This window comes from Streptomyces sp. NPDC058308 (genome assembly GCF_042880275.1).
Classification (GTDB): Bacteria; Actinomycetota; Actinomycetes; order Streptomycetales; family Streptomycetaceae; genus Streptomyces.
Genome location: NZ_JBHVZA010000005.1, coordinates 216343 through 233178 on the forward strand (window position 1 = coordinate 216343; position 16836 = coordinate 233178).

13 protein-coding genes and 1 pseudogene are annotated in these 16836 nt (G+C 73.2%); 11 read left to right on the forward strand and 3 right to left on the reverse strand.

Features of this window, described 5'->3' with window-relative positions:
• Nucleotides 1–54 precede the first annotated feature (54 nt).
• Both ACFVYL_RS10050 and ACFVYL_RS10055 read left to right on the forward strand, forming a co-directional pair.
• Nucleotides 55–1326, forward strand: a complete 1272-nt coding sequence (locus ACFVYL_RS10050; RefSeq protein WP_389714268.1) for an SPFH domain-containing protein — start codon at nt 55–57, stop codon at nt 1324–1326.
• 35 nt (nt 1327–1361) lie between these two features.
• Entirely contained in the window at nt 1362–2261 is a 900-nt protein-coding gene (locus tag ACFVYL_RS10055; protein ID WP_389714269.1) for a C40 family peptidase, read from the forward strand.
• A 154-nt stretch (nt 2262–2415) separates the two neighbouring features.
• Here the strand turns inward: ACFVYL_RS10055 and ACFVYL_RS10060 are convergent, their stop codons facing one another.
• Both ACFVYL_RS10060 and ACFVYL_RS10065 read right to left on the reverse strand, forming a co-directional pair.
• Complete coding sequence (locus ACFVYL_RS10060; RefSeq protein ID WP_389714270.1) at nt 2416–3435, reverse strand: pentapeptide repeat-containing protein; 1020 nt, start codon at nt 3433–3435, stop codon at nt 2416–2418.
• 261 nt (nt 3436–3696) lie between these two features.
• Nucleotides 3697–4641: a LysR family transcriptional regulator gene (locus ACFVYL_RS10065; protein WP_389714271.1), complete on the reverse strand. Its 945-nt coding sequence runs from the start codon at nt 4639–4641 to the stop codon at nt 3697–3699.
• 260 nt (nt 4642–4901) lie between these two features.
• Here ACFVYL_RS10065 and ACFVYL_RS10070 point away from each other — a divergent pair.
• The 8 genes and pseudogenes from ACFVYL_RS10070 to ACFVYL_RS10105 form a co-directional block, all read left to right on the forward strand.
• Nucleotides 4902–5828, forward strand: a pseudogene (locus tag ACFVYL_RS10070) (DMT family transporter); the annotation flags it as partial.
• 310 nt (nt 5829–6138) lie between these two features.
• The gene (locus ACFVYL_RS10075; protein WP_389714272.1) at nt 6139–6936 is read left to right on the forward strand and encodes a TIGR03084 family metal-binding protein; all 798 of its coding nucleotides are present in this window, start codon (nt 6139–6141) and stop codon (nt 6934–6936) included.
• A complete protein-coding gene (locus ACFVYL_RS10080; protein ID WP_389714273.1) occupies nt 6933–8639 on the forward strand; it encodes an acyclic terpene utilization AtuA family protein in 1707 nt (568 codons plus the stop codon). Before ACFVYL_RS10075 ends, ACFVYL_RS10080 begins: the two co-directional genes overlap by 4 nt.
• Nucleotides 8636–10240 carry an acyl-CoA carboxylase subunit beta gene (locus ACFVYL_RS10085; protein WP_389714275.1) on the forward strand — a complete coding sequence of 535 codons (1605 nt, stop codon included), beginning with the start codon at nt 8636–8638 and terminating at the stop codon, nt 10238–10240. Before ACFVYL_RS10080 ends, ACFVYL_RS10085 begins: the two co-directional genes overlap by 4 nt.
• Before the next feature lie 30 nt (nt 10241–10270).
• Nucleotides 10271–12151: an acetyl/propionyl/methylcrotonyl-CoA carboxylase subunit alpha gene (locus ACFVYL_RS10090; RefSeq protein WP_389714277.1), complete on the forward strand. Its 1881-nt coding sequence runs from the start codon at nt 10271–10273 to the stop codon at nt 12149–12151.
• The gene (locus tag ACFVYL_RS10095) at nt 12148–13338 is read left to right on the forward strand and encodes an acyl-CoA dehydrogenase family protein (RefSeq protein ID WP_389714278.1); all 1191 of its coding nucleotides are present in this window, start codon (nt 12148–12150) and stop codon (nt 13336–13338) included. Before ACFVYL_RS10090 ends, ACFVYL_RS10095 begins: the two co-directional genes overlap by 4 nt.
• A 10-nt stretch (nt 13339–13348) precedes the next feature.
• Nucleotides 13349–14083, forward strand: coding sequence for an enoyl-CoA hydratase family protein (locus tag ACFVYL_RS10100; RefSeq protein WP_389714279.1), 735 nt, complete (start codon nt 13349–13351; stop codon nt 14081–14083).
• The gene (locus ACFVYL_RS10105; protein ID WP_389714280.1) at nt 14071–14661 is read left to right on the forward strand and encodes a TetR/AcrR family transcriptional regulator; all 591 of its coding nucleotides are present in this window, start codon (nt 14071–14073) and stop codon (nt 14659–14661) included. The genes ACFVYL_RS10100 and ACFVYL_RS10105 overlap by 13 nt, the downstream gene beginning before the upstream one ends.
• A gap of 57 nt (nt 14662–14718) precedes the next feature.
• On the opposite strand, the gene ACFVYL_RS10110 is transcribed toward ACFVYL_RS10105, so the two are convergent.
• Complete coding sequence (locus ACFVYL_RS10110; RefSeq protein WP_389714282.1) at nt 14719–15819, reverse strand: citrate synthase 2; 1101 nt, start codon at nt 15817–15819, stop codon at nt 14719–14721.
• A gap of 366 nt (nt 15820–16185) precedes the next feature.
• Here ACFVYL_RS10110 and pdxH point away from each other — a divergent pair, with 366 nt between their 5' ends.
• The gene (gene pdxH, locus ACFVYL_RS10115) at nt 16186–16821 is read left to right on the forward strand and encodes a pyridoxamine 5'-phosphate oxidase (RefSeq protein WP_389714374.1); all 636 of its coding nucleotides are present in this window, start codon (nt 16186–16188) and stop codon (nt 16819–16821) included.
• Nucleotides 16822–16836: the final 15 nt, after the last annotated feature.

Here is a 16836-nt window from a genome sequence, read left to right on the forward strand (position 1 = left end):
TCGGGTGCGACGGGACCCGCAGGGCCGGGTGCGATGGGACCCGCGGAGTCGGGCGTGACGGGTCTCTCGGAGTCGGGCGTGACGGGTCCCTCGGAGTCGGTCCCAGCGGGACCCGGCTCGGCGGCCCGCAAGTCGGCCTGGCCGCCTGGTGGTCGCGCCGCGCGCGGGCTCGTCGTGCGCAACCAGCACGACTCCATACCGATGGACCTGCTCTTCCGTGACGACACGGCCGAGCTTCCGAAGCCGCTGAAGTCCCCGGCGCCGGGGAGCCCGCCGGGCGCCGGGTGGCCGTCGGGCACCGGGAGCCCGCCGGGCGCCGGGCGGCCGCCCGGCCCCACACGCGCGGCGGCCGAGCCGCGGACCCAGACCCAGACCCAGACCCAGGCTCGCCCCCTCGCCCCGCCCCGCCCCGACCGCGACCTCGCGGAACGGCCCGGGCCCGCCTGCTCCGGCTGGTGGGCGCTGCTCGTGGCGGTGCTCGCCGTGGCCGGGGCGGGCGCGCTGCTCTGGTCCGGCGGGCTCCTTCCCGAGCCGCTCACCGAGGTGCTGCGGCTGCCCGCACGGCCCCGGCGCGGCCTCGACGCGGCGCGCTTGGCGGCGGTCGGCGGCTGCGGTGTCGTCGCCCTCCTCGCGCTCGGGGGACTCACCCGCGGGCGGGTCGGCACCGCGTGGACCCTGTCGCTCTTCGGGCGGTACCGGGGCACCGTGCGCCGCACCGGACTGGTGTGGATCAGCCCATTGACGCTGCGCAGGCGCGTGGACGTACGGCTGCGGCACTGGCGGAGCGAGCCGATGGCGGTCGTCGACGCGCGGGGCGTGGAACTGCGCGTGGCCGTCCTGGTGGTGTGGCAGATCAAGGACGCGGCGCGGGCGCTCCTCGCGGTCGACGACCACACCGCGTACCTGCGCGAGCAGGTGGAGGCGGTCACCGCACGCGTGGTGTCCCGGCTGCCCGCGGACTCGTACCGCGAGCCGGTCGACGACGCGCCGACCCTGCGGGACACCGAGGCCGTCGGCGACGCGCTCAGCAGGGCCCTGGCGGCGGAGTGCAGGGCCGTCGGCATCGAGGTGTTCTCGGCCCGGCCGCTGCGCGTGGAGTACGCGCCGGAGGTGGCCGCCGCGATGCGGCGCAGGCAGCTCGCCGCCCTCGACGCCGAGCACCGGGACAGCGTCCTGACGTCCGTGCTCGACGCCGTGGACGACACCGTACGCGGACTCACCGGAAGGGGGCTCGTCGCACTCGACGACTACGAACGGAAGGCCCTGGTCAAGGACTTGACAGTGGCCTTCTGCACGGCGCGGGGGAACGCCGTCGACACCAACTGAGCAGCCGAACGCGAGGACACGAGGAGAGGGCCGTAGTGCAGACACCCCGATTCACCGAAGAGACACCCGCCGACTGCGGGTGCGACCGGTGCGCGGCGACGGCGACGGCGACGGCCGCGGGCCCCGCCGGACAGCAGCGGTGCGGCAGCGTGCGCGGGGCCGTGGTGGCCGCCGTCGGCGCGGCCGTGCTCGTGGGCGCGGCGGCCGGCACTGCGTCGGCCGAACCCGCGCCGAGCCACGCGGGCTGGGACGGCTCCAGGTACTGGTACAAGGACGCCACCGGCTGGTGGCGGTGGACTTCCCACCATGACAAGTACCTGGCGCGGAGCGGTAAGGGGGCCGTGACCTCACCGGGGAAGGCCACGGCCCCGGCCCCGCGCCGGTCGTCCGGCGCCGAGCCCGTCTTCCGGGGCCGGCAGGGCTGGGACGCCACCGACCGCGTGTACTGGTACCAGAAGGCGGGTCACTGGTACTGGACCAGCCACAAGGACAAATACGAGCAGCGCGCGGGCCGTTCGGGCGGAGGCGGCAGCGGCAGCGGTGGCGGGACGGGCTCCGGCACGCCCCGCCGGTACGGGACGGAGGCCGCCGTCTCGTACGCCATGAGCCACCTCGGCGACCCCTACGTGTGGGGCGGCAACGGCCCGCACGGGTGGGACTGTTCGGGCCTGGTGATGGCCGCCTACCGGCAGGCGGGCATCGCGCTGCCGCGCGTGGCCGACGCCCAGTACCGCGCCGCCCGGCCCATCTCGCGGAGTCAGCTGCGCCGCGGTGACCTGGTGTTCTGGAGCAGCGACGGCAGCTCGTCGGGCATCCACCACGTGGCGATCTACCTGGGCGGCGGCCAGTACCTGGAGGCCCCCCGCCCCGGCAGGAACGTCCGCGTCTCGTCCTTCGCCTGGTACGAGCCGAACATGTACGGGCGGGTCCGCTAGGGCCCTTCTGAGAACCCGTCTCGATACCTCCGAATCGCAGTACTGAATCGCCTTCCCAGCAAAGCCGCGCGCCATGCTGAGGGCCAGCCTGCGGCGCTAGGTCCGGGTCCCGCGAGTTCCCTCTGCAACCACGAGATGGCGTGCCGAAGGGCTGCTAGCCGGGATGAGGAAGCCAGGAGAAAGGCAGGAGGACCCTTCCAGGAACACTGCTGTCGGCCGCAGTACGGAGACCCTCGGGAGCCGGGCCTGCCGAGTTCTGGAACGTCACGGCGCCACCGGAGAACACCGCTTCGTGGAAGTCGATGCTGCTGCCGGAGAACACCGCCAGATTGAAGAACACGGTGCTGCCGGAGAACACCGCGCGGTGGAAGGTCACCCTGCCGCCGGAGAACACTGCCCCGATGAAAACTACGTCGCCGCCGGAGAACACCGCCCCGGAGAAGATGGTGCTGCCGGAGAAGACCGCTTCGTGGAAGTCGATGAAGCCGCCGGAGAACACCGCCCTGCTGAAGCTCACGGTGCCGCCGGAGAACACCGCCCCGTGGAAGCTCACGCTACCGCCGGAGAACACCGCCCCGTGGAAGTCCATGTCGCCGTCGATGGTGACGCCGGTGAGGTCGAGGTCGCAGCCCTGCCAGGAGCGGGGAGTTCCCTTCGGGCGTCGGTAGTGGTCGCCGATGAGGCGCAGGATGGTGTGCCGGACCTTACGTAGGGCTAGGTAACTGTGGTGTTCCTCGTGGTGGGTGGGGTTGTCGCCGGGGTCGGGGAGGTAGGGGAGTTGGAGGTAGGCACACAAGATGTCGATGCAGGTCTGGCGCAGACTGTCGTCGGGGGCGTCGTCAGCGAGGCCGACCAGGGCGTGGACACCGCCGAGTCGGACGGCCGGAGAGTCTGAGCCGAGTTTGTCGACGGCCTGGGAGAAACGCTCGGTGTGGAGCCGGGTGGCCTCGCGGTGGGCGCCGGCCTCGTCGACGCGCTGGCGGCGGTAAGCGACGACCAGAGCGACCAGAGCGCCAGACCCGGCGACCACTCCGAAGGAGAGTTTTACCAGGTCGAAAAGTGTCTTCGAGTCGAGCTTCGCCGCGCGGTCGATCTCCTGGACGTCGAGCAGAGCTATCAGGCCGTAGAAGACGCCTCCCGCCACCAGCACTGCGGAGGCGAAGGTGACGGTCAAGGCTCGGCCGACCTTCCACAGTCGCAGCTCTCGATCACCCGAGCCTGAACACGGCCTCTGGTTGCCTGTCATGAGAATGGAGACTCAGCGCGCAGACCCGCCGGTTGCAGATAGAAGCCCATAGGGCCGTGACCAAGCAATGAGGGCGGCCCACTGGCGCGCGGCTCGGTACCTGCCGTGAACCCGACTCAGCGCCTTCAATTCGGAGGTATCGAGAAGGGTTCTGACGGAACCTAGGCCCTGCCCTCCGGGGCCCAGCCCTTAAGGGCTCTCATCGGCGATCTCGTGGGCCAGCGTCACCAGGTCGGCCACGGACGGGTGGCGCGAGGGGGTGTCCCGCCAGGCCAGGACGACCGGGAGTGGCGGGGCGTCGGTCAGGGGGCGGTAGGCGACCGCGGGGTGCGGGTGCATGTCGGGGGTGGCGGTGGCCGTGACGCCCACCGCCCGGTCCGCGGCGATCGCGGCCAGCCAGTCGTCGGTGTTGGCGACGGTGACCGTGGACGTGGGGCGCGCCTCGGCGGGCCACAGGCCGAGCGTGGTCGTGCCGGAGACCGGGTTGAGCGCGATCGTGTGGTGCGCCAGGTCCGCGAGGGTCAGGGCGGGGCGCTCCGCGAGGGGGCTGTCGGCGGGGACGGCGGCCACCCGGCGCTCCGTGTGGAGGAGCTCGGTGACCAGGCCGGGTACGTCGACCGGCCCCCGCAGCACCGCGACGTCGACCGCGCCGCGGGTCAGCCCCGCGGTGCGGTCGTCGATGCGGAGGAGCTCCAGGGGGACGTCGGGGTGCGCCGCGCGCCAGCGGCGCAGCAGGGACGTGGTGGCGAGGCCCGCCGCCGCCCACGCGTGCCCGAGCCGCAGCGGCCGCCGCACCGAGCGCCCCGCGTCGAGCGCGTCCTCGAACGCGGCGACGGCGACCGCCGCCCTGTCCCGGAAGGCTCGCCCCGCTGCGGTGAGCGTCAGGTGGTGCGTGGACCGGTCGACGAGCCGGGCGCCGAGCGCGTCCTCAAGGGCAGCGAGCGTGCGGGACGCGGCGGGCTGGGTGATGCGCAGGCGGGCGGCGGCGCGGGTGACGCTGCCCTCGTCGGCGACGGCGAGGAAGCAGCGCAGGTGGCGCAGTTCGACCCCGCCGGTGTGGGAGCCGGTACCGGTACCGGCCCGGCGGGTGCCGTCGTCGGGGCCGCGGTCGTTCATGCCGGTCGGTTCGGTCATGTCCGCGGGGCATAACGGGAGCGCAATCGGCATTTCACAAGCCGTGCCCGGCGCCGTAGCTTCGACATGTGGATAGGGGTTGCGTACAGCAGTGAAAGAACTCCACAATCCTGTCGTAGTGCACTGTCCTGGACGGTGGAGTCCAGGACCATGAACCGAGGGTGAACCCCGGGGAAGTGCGGCAACGCACCAGGAAAGGCTCGCCCGTGAACGTCTCCCGCAGCGATCAGGCAGCACCCCCGACACCCTCGGCGGCCCCGATACCCTCGGCGGCCTCAACACCCTCGGCGACCTCGGCCGGTACTCCGGTCGCGGCGGCGCGGCAGCCCGGCCTCCGCAGCCGCCTCGGCCCCGTCGGGCTCGTCCTCGCGGGCGGCATCTCCGTGCAGTTCGGCGGCGCGGTCGCGGTGAGCGTGATGCCACGGGTCGGCGCCGTCGGCATCGTCGCGCTGCGGCTCGTCTTCGCCGCGCTCGTGCTGCTCGTCGTGTGCCGGCCGAAGGTGCGCGGGCATTCGCGCGCCGACTGGGGCACCGTCGTCGCCTTCGGCGTCGCGATGGCCGGGATGAACGGGCTCTTCTACCAGGCCGTCGCGCGGATCCCGATGGGGCCCGCCGTCACGCTGGAGGTCCTCGGCCCGCTCGCGCTCTCCGTCCTCGCCTCGCGCCGCGCGATGAACCTGGTCTGGGCGGGGCTCGCCCTGGCCGGTGTCTTCCTGCTCGGCGGCGGGGGCGGCTTCGACGGCCTCGACCCCGTCGGTGTCGCCTACGCCCTCGGCGCTGGTGCGATGTGGGCGGTGTACATCCTCTTCAGCGCGCGCACCGGACGGCGCTTCCCGCAGGCCGACGGCCTGGCCCTGGCGATGGTGGTCGCCGCGGTGCTCTTCCTGCCCATCGGGATCGCCGGGGCCGGTTCGCGGCTTGTCAGGCCGGACGTGCTGGCGCTCGGCGCGGCCGTCGCGGTGATGTCGTCCGTGCTGCCGTACACCCTCGAACTCCTCGCGCTGCGGCGGCTGCCCGCGCACACCTTCGCCGTCCTGATGAGTCTGGAACCGGCCATCGCGTCCGTCGCCGGGTTCCTGGTCCTGAACCAGGCCCTGTCCGTCACCGAGGCGCTGGCCATCGCCCTGGTCATCGCGGCGAGCATGGGCGCGGTACGGACGCAGGTGGGGCGGCGCCAGGGGCGTGCGGGCGAGGATCCGGTGGCCGGTGCGGTGACCGGACCAGCGGCCAGTGCAGCGGCCGGACCAGCGGCCGGTGCGGCGGCCGGTGCAGTGGGGGACGCAGTGGCGGCCGCCACCGTGACGGCCACGGAATCGTGCACGAAGCAGTCAACGGAGCCGTCTACGGAATCTTCCACGAAGCCGTCCACGGAGCCGTCCGAAAAGTAATGCAAGCACGCTTGCTTGTTTCTCGAAGCGCTGCCATGCTCCCAGGCACTTCCCCATGCTCTCGACCTCGTTCGAGCAGGGGAGACCCGTGCCCCGAGGGGAGCGTTCCGTGTCCGATGCCCTGCCCGTGCTCGACGACCTGCGCAGCGAGAGCGAGGAACTCGACCGTCTCGTAGCGGAGTTGAGCCACGAGCGGTGGTCCCTGCCGACGCCCGCGCCCGGCTGGACCGTCGCCCACCAGATCGCCCACCTCGCCTGGACGGACCGGGCGGCCCTGCTCGCCGCCACCGACCCGGACGCCTTCGGCGCCGAGGCCGGGAAGGCCGCGGCGGCACCCGGCTCGTTCGTGGACGAGGGGGCCGCGGAGGGCGCCGTGCTCCCGCCCGCCGCACTGCTCGCCCGCTGGCGCACCGGCCGCGACGCGCTGTGGCAGGTCCTGAGCGAGGCCCCCGCCGGGACCCGCCTGCCCTGGTACGGGCCGCCGATGGCCGTCCCCTCCATGGCGAGCGCGCGGCTCATGGAGACCTGGGCGCACGGCCAGGACGTGGCGGACGCGCTCGGCGTCGCGCGGGCCGCGACCGACCGGCTGCGGCACGTGGCGCGGATCGGGGTGCGGGCACGTGACTTCGCCTTCGCCGTACGGGGCCTCGACGCCCCCGGCGAGGAGTTCCGGATCGAGCTGACCTCGCCGGGCACGGGTGAGACCTGGGCGTACGGGCCCGAGGACGCCGCCCAGCGTGTCACGGGGCCCGGCCTCGACTTCTGCCTCCTGGTCACTCAGCGCGCCCACCGCGCCGATCTCGCCCTGCGCGCGCAGGGCCCCGACGCGGACCGCTGGCTGGACATCGCGCAGGCGTTCGCGGGGCCGCCGGGCGCGGGCCGCCCGCCGAAGGGAGGCGCCGCGTGACCGCTCCCGTCCTGCGGATCGGCAACGCCTCCGGCTTCTACGGCGACCGGTTCGACGCGATGCGCGAGATGCTCACCGGTGGCCCCCTCGACGTCCTCACCGGCGACTACCTCGCCGAGCTCACCCTGCTCATCCTCGGCCGCGACCGCCTCAAGGACCCCTCGCGCGGCTACGCCAAGACCTTCCTGCGGCAGCTGGAGGAGTGCCTCGGGCTCGCCAGGGAGCGGGGCGTCCGCATCGTCGCCAACGCGGGCGGGCTCAATCCGGCCGGGCTCGCCGACGCCGTACGGGAGCTCGCCGGACGCCTCGGACTCGGCGGCCTCAGGGTCGCGCACGTCGAGGGCGACGACCTCGGCGGCCGCTTCCCCGGCGCCCTCACCGCCAACGCCTACCTCGGCGGCGCCGGCATCGCCGCCTGCCTGACCGCGGGCGCCGACGTCGTCGTCACCGGGCGCGTCACCGACGCCGCCCTGGTCACCGGGCCCGCCGCCGCGCACTTCGGGTGGGGCCCGACGGAGTACGACAAGCTCGCGGGCGCCGTCGTCGCCGGCCACGTCCTGGAGTGCGGCGCGCAGGCCACCGGCGGCAACTACGCCTTCTTCGCCGGGCACGGCAGGGATCCGGGAGCCCTGCGCCACCCCGGCTACCCGCTCGCCGAGATCCACGAGGACGGCTCGTCCGTCATCACCAAGCACGACGGCACCGGCGGCTTCGTCGACGTCGGCACCGTCACCGCTCAGCTCCTCTACGAGACGCAGGGCGCCCGGTACGCGGGCCCGGACGTCACCGCCCGCCTCGACACGGTCGCCCTCGCCGAGGAAGGCCCCGACCGCGTCCGCATCGACGGCGTGCGCGGCGAGGCACCGCCCCCGACCCTCAAGGCGGGCCTCAACCGCCTCGGCGGCTTCCGCAACGAGGTCGTCTTCGTCCTCACCGGCCTCGACATCGACGCCAAGGCGGCCCTGGTGCGCGCCCAGCTGGAGGACGCCCTCGAACGCGCCAAGTCCCGGCCCGCCGAGGTGCGTTGGGAGCTGGCCCGCACCGACCACGCCGACGCGCCCACCGAGGAGAGCGCCAGCGCCCTGCTGCGCCTCGTCGTGCGGGACGCCGACGCGGACACGGTGGGCCGCACGCTCAGCGGCGCCGCCATCGAGCTGGCCCTCGCCAGCTACCCCGGCTTCCACGTCACCGCGCCACCCGGCAGGGGCTCGCCCTACGGCGTCTTCGAGGCGGCGTACGTCGACCGGAACACCGTCGAGCACGTAGCGGTCCTGCCCGGCGGCGAGCGCACCCCCGTCGCCTCCGGCGCCGACACCCGCGTACTCGAAGACCCGCCCCGGCCCCCGCTGCCCGCCCCGCTCCCGCCCGGGCCCACCCGCCGCACGCCCCTCGGCCTCGTCGCCGGGGCCCGCAGCGGCGACAAGGGCGGCGACGCGAACGTCGGCGTGTGGGTGCGGACCGACGACGCCTGGCGGTGGCTGGCCCACGAGCTGACCGTCGAGCGACTGCGCGAACTCCTGCCGGAGACAGCCGAGTTGCGCGTCGTACGCCATGACCTGCCGAATCTGCGCGCCCTGAACTTCGTCGTCGAGGGACTGCTCGGTGAGGGTGTGGCAGCGCAGGCTCGCTTCGATCCGCAGGCCAAGGGGCTCGGAGAGTGGCTGCGCGCCCGCCACCTGGACATACCGGAGGTACTGCTGTGACCGTCCTCGCCTCCGCGCTCGACCCCGCGAGCGCCGAGTACGCCGAGCACCGCCGGGCCATGCTGGACCGGCTCGCCGAACTCGGCACCGAGCAGGCCAAGGCGCTCGAAGGCGGCGGCGAGAAGTACGTCGCCCGGCACCGGGGGCGCGGCAAGCTGCTCGCCCGCGAACGCATCGAGCTGCTCCTCGACCCCGACACGCCCTTCCTCGAACTGTCCCCGCTGGCCGCCTGGGGCAGCGACTATCCCGTCGGCGCCTCCATGGTCACCGGCATCGGCGTCGTCGAGGGCGTCGAGTGCCTGATCACCGCCAACGACCCGACGGTCAGGGGCGGTGCCTCCAACCCCTGGACGCTGAAGAAGGCGTTCCGCGCCCACGAGATCGGGCACGCCAACCGGCTGCCGTCGATCCACCTGGTGGAGTCGGGCGGCGCGGACCTCCCCTCCCAGAAGGAGATCTTCATCCCGGGCGGCGCCCTCTTCAAGCACCTCACGCAGTCCTCGGCGGCGGGGATCCCCACGGTCGCCGTCGTCTTCGGCAACTCCACCGCGGGCGGTGCCTACGTGCCCGGCATGAGCGACCACGTGATCATGGTCAAGGAGCGCGCGAAGGTCTTCCTCGGCGGCCCGCCCCTGGTGAAGATGGCGACCGGCGAGGAGAGCGACGACGAGTCGCTCGGCGGCGCGGAGATGCACGCCCGTACCTCGGGCCTCGCGGACTACCTCGCGCAGGACGAGCGCGACGCGCTCAGGCAGGCCAGGCGGGTCGTGAAGCGGCTCAACTGGCACAAGGCGTACGCCGATCCCGACCCGCTCGCCGTCGAGCCGCCCAAGTACGACGAGGACGAGCTCCTCGGCATCGTCCCCGGCGACCTGAAGAAGCCCTTCGACCCGCGCGAGGTCGTCGCCCGCATCGTCGACGGCTCCGACTTCGACGAGTTCAAGCCGCTGTACGGGAGTTCGCTCGTCACCGGGTGGGCCGCCCTGCACGGCTACCCGGTCGGCGTCCTCGCCAACGCCCAGGGCGTCCTGTTCAGCGAGGAGTCCCAGAAGGCCGCCCAGTTCATCCAGCTGGCCAACCAGCGCGACATCCCGCTGCTCTTCCTGCACAACACCACCGGATACATGGTCGGCAAGGAGTACGAGCAGGGCGGCATCATCAAACACGGCGCGATGATGATCAACGCCGTCTCCAATTCGCGGGTACCGCACCTCAGCGTCCTGATGGGCGCCTCGTACGGCGCCGGGCACTACGGCATGTGCGGGCGCGCCTACGACCCGCGCTTCCTCTTCGCCTGGCCGAGCGCCAAGTCCGCGGTCATGGGCCCGCAACAGCTCGCGGGCGTCCTGTCGATCGTCGCCCGCGCCTCCGCCACCGCCAAGGGCCAGCCCTACGACGACGATGCCGACGCCGCGCTGCGCGCCATGGTGGAGCAGCAGATCGAGTCCGAGTCGCTCCCGATGTTCCTGTCCGGGCGGCTCTACGACGACGGGGTCATCGATCCGCGCGACACCCGCACCGTCCTCGGTCTCTGCCTGTCCGCGATCCACACCGCCCCCTACGAGGGCGCGCGCGGCGGCTTCGGCGTCTTCCGGATGTGACCCCATGACCACTGTGGTGAGGAACTCCCCATGATTACTTCCCTGTTGGTGGCCAACCGGGGCGAGATCGCCTGTCGCGTCTTCCGCACCTGCCGCGAGCTCGGCATCGCCACCGTCGCCGTGCACTCCGACGCCGACGCGGACGCCCTGCACGTACGCGAGGCCGACACGGCGGTACGGCTGCCGGGCGCGGCGCCCTCGGACACGTACCTGCGCGGCGACCTCGTCGTGAAGGCCGCACAGGCCGCGGGCGCCGACGCGATCCACCCCGGCTACGGCTTCCTCTCCGAGAACGCCGCCTTCGCGCGGGCCGTCCTCGACGCGGGGCTCGGCTGGATCGGCCCGCCGCCCGAGGCGATCGAGGCGATGGCGTCCAAGACGCGCGCCAAGGAACTGCTGGGCATCATCCCTCTCGGCGACGTCACCGAGGACGACCTGCCGGTCCTCGTGAAGGCGGCGGCGGGCGGCGGCGGACGCGGCATGCGTGTCGTACGTGAACTGGCTCTGTTGGAGCAGGAGTTGGCGGCGGCCCGGGCGGAGGCGGTCAGTGCCTTCGGGGACGGGGAGGTGTTCGTCGAGCCGTACGTCGAGGGCGGCCGGCACGTCGAGGTGCAGATCATGGCCGACGCGCACGGCACCGTATGGCCGCTCGGCACCCGTGACTGCACCCTGCAGCGGCGCTACCAGAAGGTCATCGAGGAATCCCCGGCGCCCGGCCTCGCCCCCGGGCTCGTCGCCGAACTGCACGAGCGGGCCGTGCGCGCCGCCCGCGTCACCGACTACCGGGGCGCGGGCACCGTCGAGTTCCTGGTGGCCGAAGGGCGCGCGCACTTCCTGGAGATGAACACCCGCCTCCAGGTCGAACACCCCGTCACCGAGGCCGTGTTCGGGATCGACCTCGTGGCCCTGCAGATCCGGATCGCCGAGGGGCTCGCCCTGGAGAAGGACCCGCCCGCCGCGCGGGGACACGCCGTCGAGGCCCGCCTCTACGCGGAGGACCCGGCGGCCGACTGGGCCCCGCAGACCGGCACCCTGCACCGCCTCGACGTGCCCGGCGGGGTGCGCCTGGACACCGGCTACGCCGCGGGCGACACCATCGGCGTGCACTACGACGCGATGCTCGCCAAGGCGGTCGCCCACGCGCCGACCCGCGCCGAGGCCCTGCGCAAGCTGGCGGGCGCCCTGGAACGCGCCGCCGTGCACGGCCCGGTCACCAACCGCGACCTGCTCGTACGCTCCCTGCGGCACCCCGAGTTCACCGCCGCCCGCATGGACACCGGCTTCTACGACCGGCACGCCACCGCGCTCGCCGCCGCCGCGCCCGACCCGCACGCCCCACTGGCCGCCGCGCTCGCCGACGCGCACGGCCGCTCCCGCTTCGGCGGCTGGCGCAACCTCCGCTCCCAGGACCACCTCAAGCGCTACCGCACCGAGCCCGACGGCACCGAGCACGAGGTCCGCTACCACCACACCCGGCAGGGCCCGGCCGCCGACGGCGTGAGCGTGGTGAGCGTGTCGTCCTGGCGCGTCGTGCTCGAAGCCGACGGCGTGCGCCGCACGTACACGGTCGCGCGGTACGCCGACCGCGTGCACGTCACCACCCCCCGCGGCGACACCGCCCTCACCCCGCTCCCGCTGCTCCCCGAACCCGCCACCCGCCGCGCCCCCGGCTCGCTGCTCGCCCCCATGCCCGGCACCGTCGTCCGCGTCGCCGAAGGAGTCGCCGAGGGGGAGCCGGTCACGGCCGGGCAGCCCCTCGTCTGGCTGGAGGCCATGAAGATGGAGCACCGCATCTGCGCTCCCGCCTCCGGAACGCTCACCGCCCTGCACGCCGTACCCGGCCGCCAGGTCGAGGTCGGCGCACTGCTCGCCGTCGTGCAAGCCGTCGTCCAGGAGGAAGAAGCCTCATGAGCACCGCCCGCAGCACCGCCCGCAGCACCGTCCTCGAAACCGAGGAGCACCAGGCCCTGCGCACCGCCGTCGCCGCTCTCGGCCGCCGGTACGGACGCGACTACCTGGCCCGCGTCGCCGACCGCGGCGGCCACCCCGACGAGCTGTGGGCGGACGCCGCCAAGCTCGGCTACCTCGGCGTGAACCTGCCCGAGGAGTACGGGGGAGGGGGCGGCGGAATAGCGGAACTGTCCATCGTCCTGGAGGAGTTGGGCGCGGCGGGCTGCCCCCTGCTCATGATGGTCGTCTCACCCGCGATCTGCGGCACGGTCATCGCCCGCTTCGGCACCGAGGAACAGAAGCGGGCCTGGCTGCCCGGCCTCGCCGACGGCTCGCGCACCATGGCCTTCGGGATCACCGAGCCCGACGCGGGCTCCAACTCCCACCGCATCACCACCACGGCCCGCCGCGACCCGGACTCCGGCGACTGGCTCCTCACCGGCCGCAAGGTCTTCATCTCCGGCGTCGACATCGCCGACGCGACCCTCATCGTCGGCCGCACCTCGGACGCCCGCACCGGCAACCTCAAGCCCTGCCTGTTCATCGTCCCGCGCGACGCCCCCGGCTTCGAACGGCACCAGATCGACATGGAACTCCAGGCCGCGGAGAAGCAGTTCGAGCTCGCCCTCGACGACGTGCGACTGCCCGCCGACGCGCTCGTCGGCGACGAGGACGCGGGCCTTCTCCAGCTCTTCGCGGGCCTCAACCCCGAGCGCATCATGACGGCCGCGTTCGCACTCGGCATGGGCCGCTACGCGCTCTCCCGCGCCGTCGAGTACGCCAAGGAACGCAGCGTGTGGAAGTCCCCGATCGGCGCCCACCAGGCCATCGCCCACCCCCTGGCCCAGTCCCACGTCGAGATCGAACTGGCCCGCCTGATGATGCAGAAGGCCGCCAGGCTCTACGACGAAGGCGACGACATCGGCGCGGGCGAAGCCGCCAACATGGCCAAACTCGCCGCCGCCGACGCCTGCGTGAAGGCCGTCGACCAGTCCGTGCACACGCTGGGCGGCAACGGCCTGACGAAGGAGTTCGGCCTCGCCTCGCTGATCGTCGCGTCCCGCGTGGCGCGGATCGCCCCGGTGAGCCGGGAGATGATCCTCAACTACGTCTCGCACCAGACGCTCGGCCTGCCCAAGTCCTACTGAGGAGCGGTTCATGAGCCTCGTCGTCTCCCCACCGGAACGCGGCATCACCACCGTCACCCTGGACTTCCCCGACCGCCGCAACGCGCTCTCGGCGGAGCTGGTGGGCGCCCTCGCACAGGCCCTGCACAGCCTCGGCGAGGACAGCGCCGTGCGCGCCGTCCTGCTCACCCACACCGGGACGACGTTCTGCTCCGGGGCCGACCTGAAGGCGCCGCCCGACCCGCTCGACTTCGTACGGCTGCTGCGTCAGCTCGTCGAGCTCCCCAAGCCGGTTCTCGCGCGGGTGGACGGCCACGTGCGGGCGGGCGGCCTCGGGCTGCTCGGCGCCTGCGACCTGGCGGTCGCGGGCCCGGCCGCGTCCTTCGCGTTCACAGAAGTGCACATCGGCGTCGCCCCGGCCGTGATCTCCCTGCCCCTGCTGCCCCGCATCGACCCGGGCGCCGCGTCCCGCTGGTTCCTCACCGGGGAGCGCTTCGACGCGGCGGAGGCGGCCAGGATCGGCCTGGTCACGACGTACGCGACGGACGTCGACGCCGCCCTCGCCCCGATGCTCGACGGGCTCCGCGCGGCGGCGCCGCACGCCCTGGCCGAGACGAAGAAGCTGCTCACGGCTAGGGTGCTCGACGCATTCGACGACCAATCGGACGCCGTCACGGCCCTGTCCGCGCGACTCTTCGCCTCCGCGGAGGCGCGCGAGGGAATGACGGCGTTCCTCGAACGACGGGAGCGCCCATGGGTGCTGTGACCGCCGCGGACCGCTCGCCCAAGCAGGACCGCAGCCGCGCGACGCGCCAGAAACTCCTGGAGGCCGCGGTGTCCTGCCTCGCCGAGCACGGCTGGGCGGGCTCGACGGTCTCGGTGGTCGCCGAGCGGGCGGGCGTCTCGCGGGGCGCGGCCCAGCACCACTTCCCGACCCGGGAGGACCTGTTCACGGCGGCCGTGGAGTACGTCGCCGAACAGCGCTCCACGGCCCTGCGCGCCCTCCCGGCCCAGGACCGCGCCTCGGTGGTCGCGGCCCTGGTCGACCTCTACACGGGCCCGCTGTTCCGCGCGGCCCTCCACCTGTGGGTGGCCGCTTCCAACGAGCCCCAGCTCGGGGGGCGGGTCACGGAGCTGGAGGCCCGCGTCGGCCGCGAGACCCACCGGATCGCGGTGGAGCTGTTGGGCGCGGACGAGTCCGCGCCCGGCGTCCGGGAGACGATCCAGGGCCTCCTGGACATGGCCCGCGGCCTGGGCCTGGCGAACCTGCTGACGGATGACGGGGTGCGGCGGGGGCGGGTGGTGGCGCAGTGGACGGTGCTGGTGGAGTCGTCCCTGGGCTGACGGAGCCGTGGCTCGCTCTCCTGGGGCAGAGCCCCGAGACCCTGGCGCACGACGACGTCAGCGGGTGATCTCGTCGTACCCCTCGATCGCCCGCGGCTCCCGCGCGGAGGGACCCACATACCGGGCCGAGGGCCGGACCAACCGCCCCGTCCGCTTCTGCTCAAGAATGTGCGCCGACCACCCGGCCGTCCGCGCACACGTGAACATCGACGTGAACATGTGCGCCGGCACCTCCGCGAAGTCCAGGACGATCGCCGCCCAGAACTCCACGTTCGTGGCGAGCACCCGGTCGGGCCTGCGGGCGTGCAGCTCGTCGAGCGCCGCCTTCTCAAGCGCCTCCGCGACCTCGAAGCGCGGCGCCCCCAGCTCACGGGCGGTGCGCCGGAGCACTCGCGCGCGCGGGTCCTCGGCCCGGTACACGCGGTGCCCGAAGCCCATGAGCCGCTCGCCCTTGTCCAGGGCCTGCTTCACGTACGCGACCGCGTCGCCCGTCCGCTCGATCTCCTCGATCATGCCGAGGACCCGGGACGGGGCGCCGCCGTGCAGCGGTCCCGACATCGCGCCGACGGCCCCGCTCAGCGCCGCCGCGACGTCCGCGCCGGTGGAGGCGATGACGCGGGCGGTGAAGGTGGAGGCGTTCATGCCGTGCTCGGCGGCCGACGTCCAGTACGCGTCGACGGCCTGCACGTGCTTGGGGTCGGGCTCGCCGCGCCACCGCTTCATGAACCGTTCGACGACGGTGCCGGCCTTGTCGATCTCCCGCTGCGGCACCATCGGCAGGCCCTGCCCGCGGGCCGACTGGGCGACGTAGGAGAGCGCCATGACGGCGGCGCGCGCCAGGTCCTCGCGGGCCTGCTCCTCGCTGATGTCGAGCAGCGGCCGCAGTCCCCACACGGGGGCGAGCATCGCGAGCGCGGACTGCACGTCGACGCGAATGTCGCCGGAGTGCACCGGAATCGGGAAGGGCTCGGCGGGCGGCAGGCCCGGGTTGAAGGCGCCGTCGACGAGCAGGCCCCACACGTTCCCGAAGGAGACGTGGCCGACCAGGTCCTCGATGTCGACGCCGCGGTAGCGCAGCGCGCCACCTTCCTTGTCCGGTTCGGCGATCTCCGTCTCGAACGCGACGACTCCTTCAAGTCCGGGTACGAAGTCGGACATCAGGCGGCTCCTCGTGATGGGTTCGGCGTGATGGTTGTCGAGTGAGGCAAGGCGATCAGCTCATGACCATCGGTCAAAAAGGGGCGAACACGGCCCGGTTACGCGGTCCGATCCGCCCATCTGTGGCGAATTCGTCGACTCGCGGTCCGGAACGTTCACTCCGGTCATGCCCAGTGAGGCAGGTGGTCACCCAACCGGTTCGGCAGCAGGACGATATCCCCTGGTGCCACCTTTGGCGACGCGGTGCGGCACTCAGTGCCACACGTCACCTCTCGAGGATGCCCCGCCGGGACCGCCCGCATACGGCAGGATGACTGTGTGACCGACAGCGCAGTCTTTCCCGAACCCCTTCCCGAACCGGCCGACATGCGCGAGCAGTACGTCACCGCGGGCCTCGCCGAGGCGGATCTGCCGGAGGGGCCCATGGACCAGTTCGCGCTCTGGTTCAAGGAGGCGGCGGGCCCCGGGGCCGCCGTCCACGAGCCGAACGCCATGGTGGTCTCCACGGCCGACGCGGCGGGCCGCCCCAGCTCCCGCACGGTGCTCCTGAAGGGCTTCGACGAGCGCGGCTTCGTCTTCTTCACCAACTACGAGTCCCGCAAGTCCCGCGAGCTCACCGTCAACCCGTACGTCTCCCTGCTCTTCCCCTGGCACGCCGTGGCCCGCCAGGTGACCGTCACCGGCGTCGCGGAGCGCGTCGGCCGCGAGGAGACGGTCGCCTACTTCCGGACCCGCCCGCACGGCTCCCAGCTCGGCGCCTGGGCCAGCGCCCAGTCCTCCGTACTGGCCTCCCGCACGGAACTCGACCGCGCCTACGCCGACTTGGCGGCCCGCTACCCCGAGGGCGAACAGGTCCCGGTCCCCCCGCACTGGGGCGGCTTCCGCGTCCGCCCCCTGACGGTGGAATTCTGGCAGGGCAGAGCGGACCGCCTGCACGACCGCCTCCGGTACGTACGGCCGGAGTCCGGCGGCCCCTGGCAAGTCGAACGCCTGAGCCCCTGACGCGGGCTGCCGTCC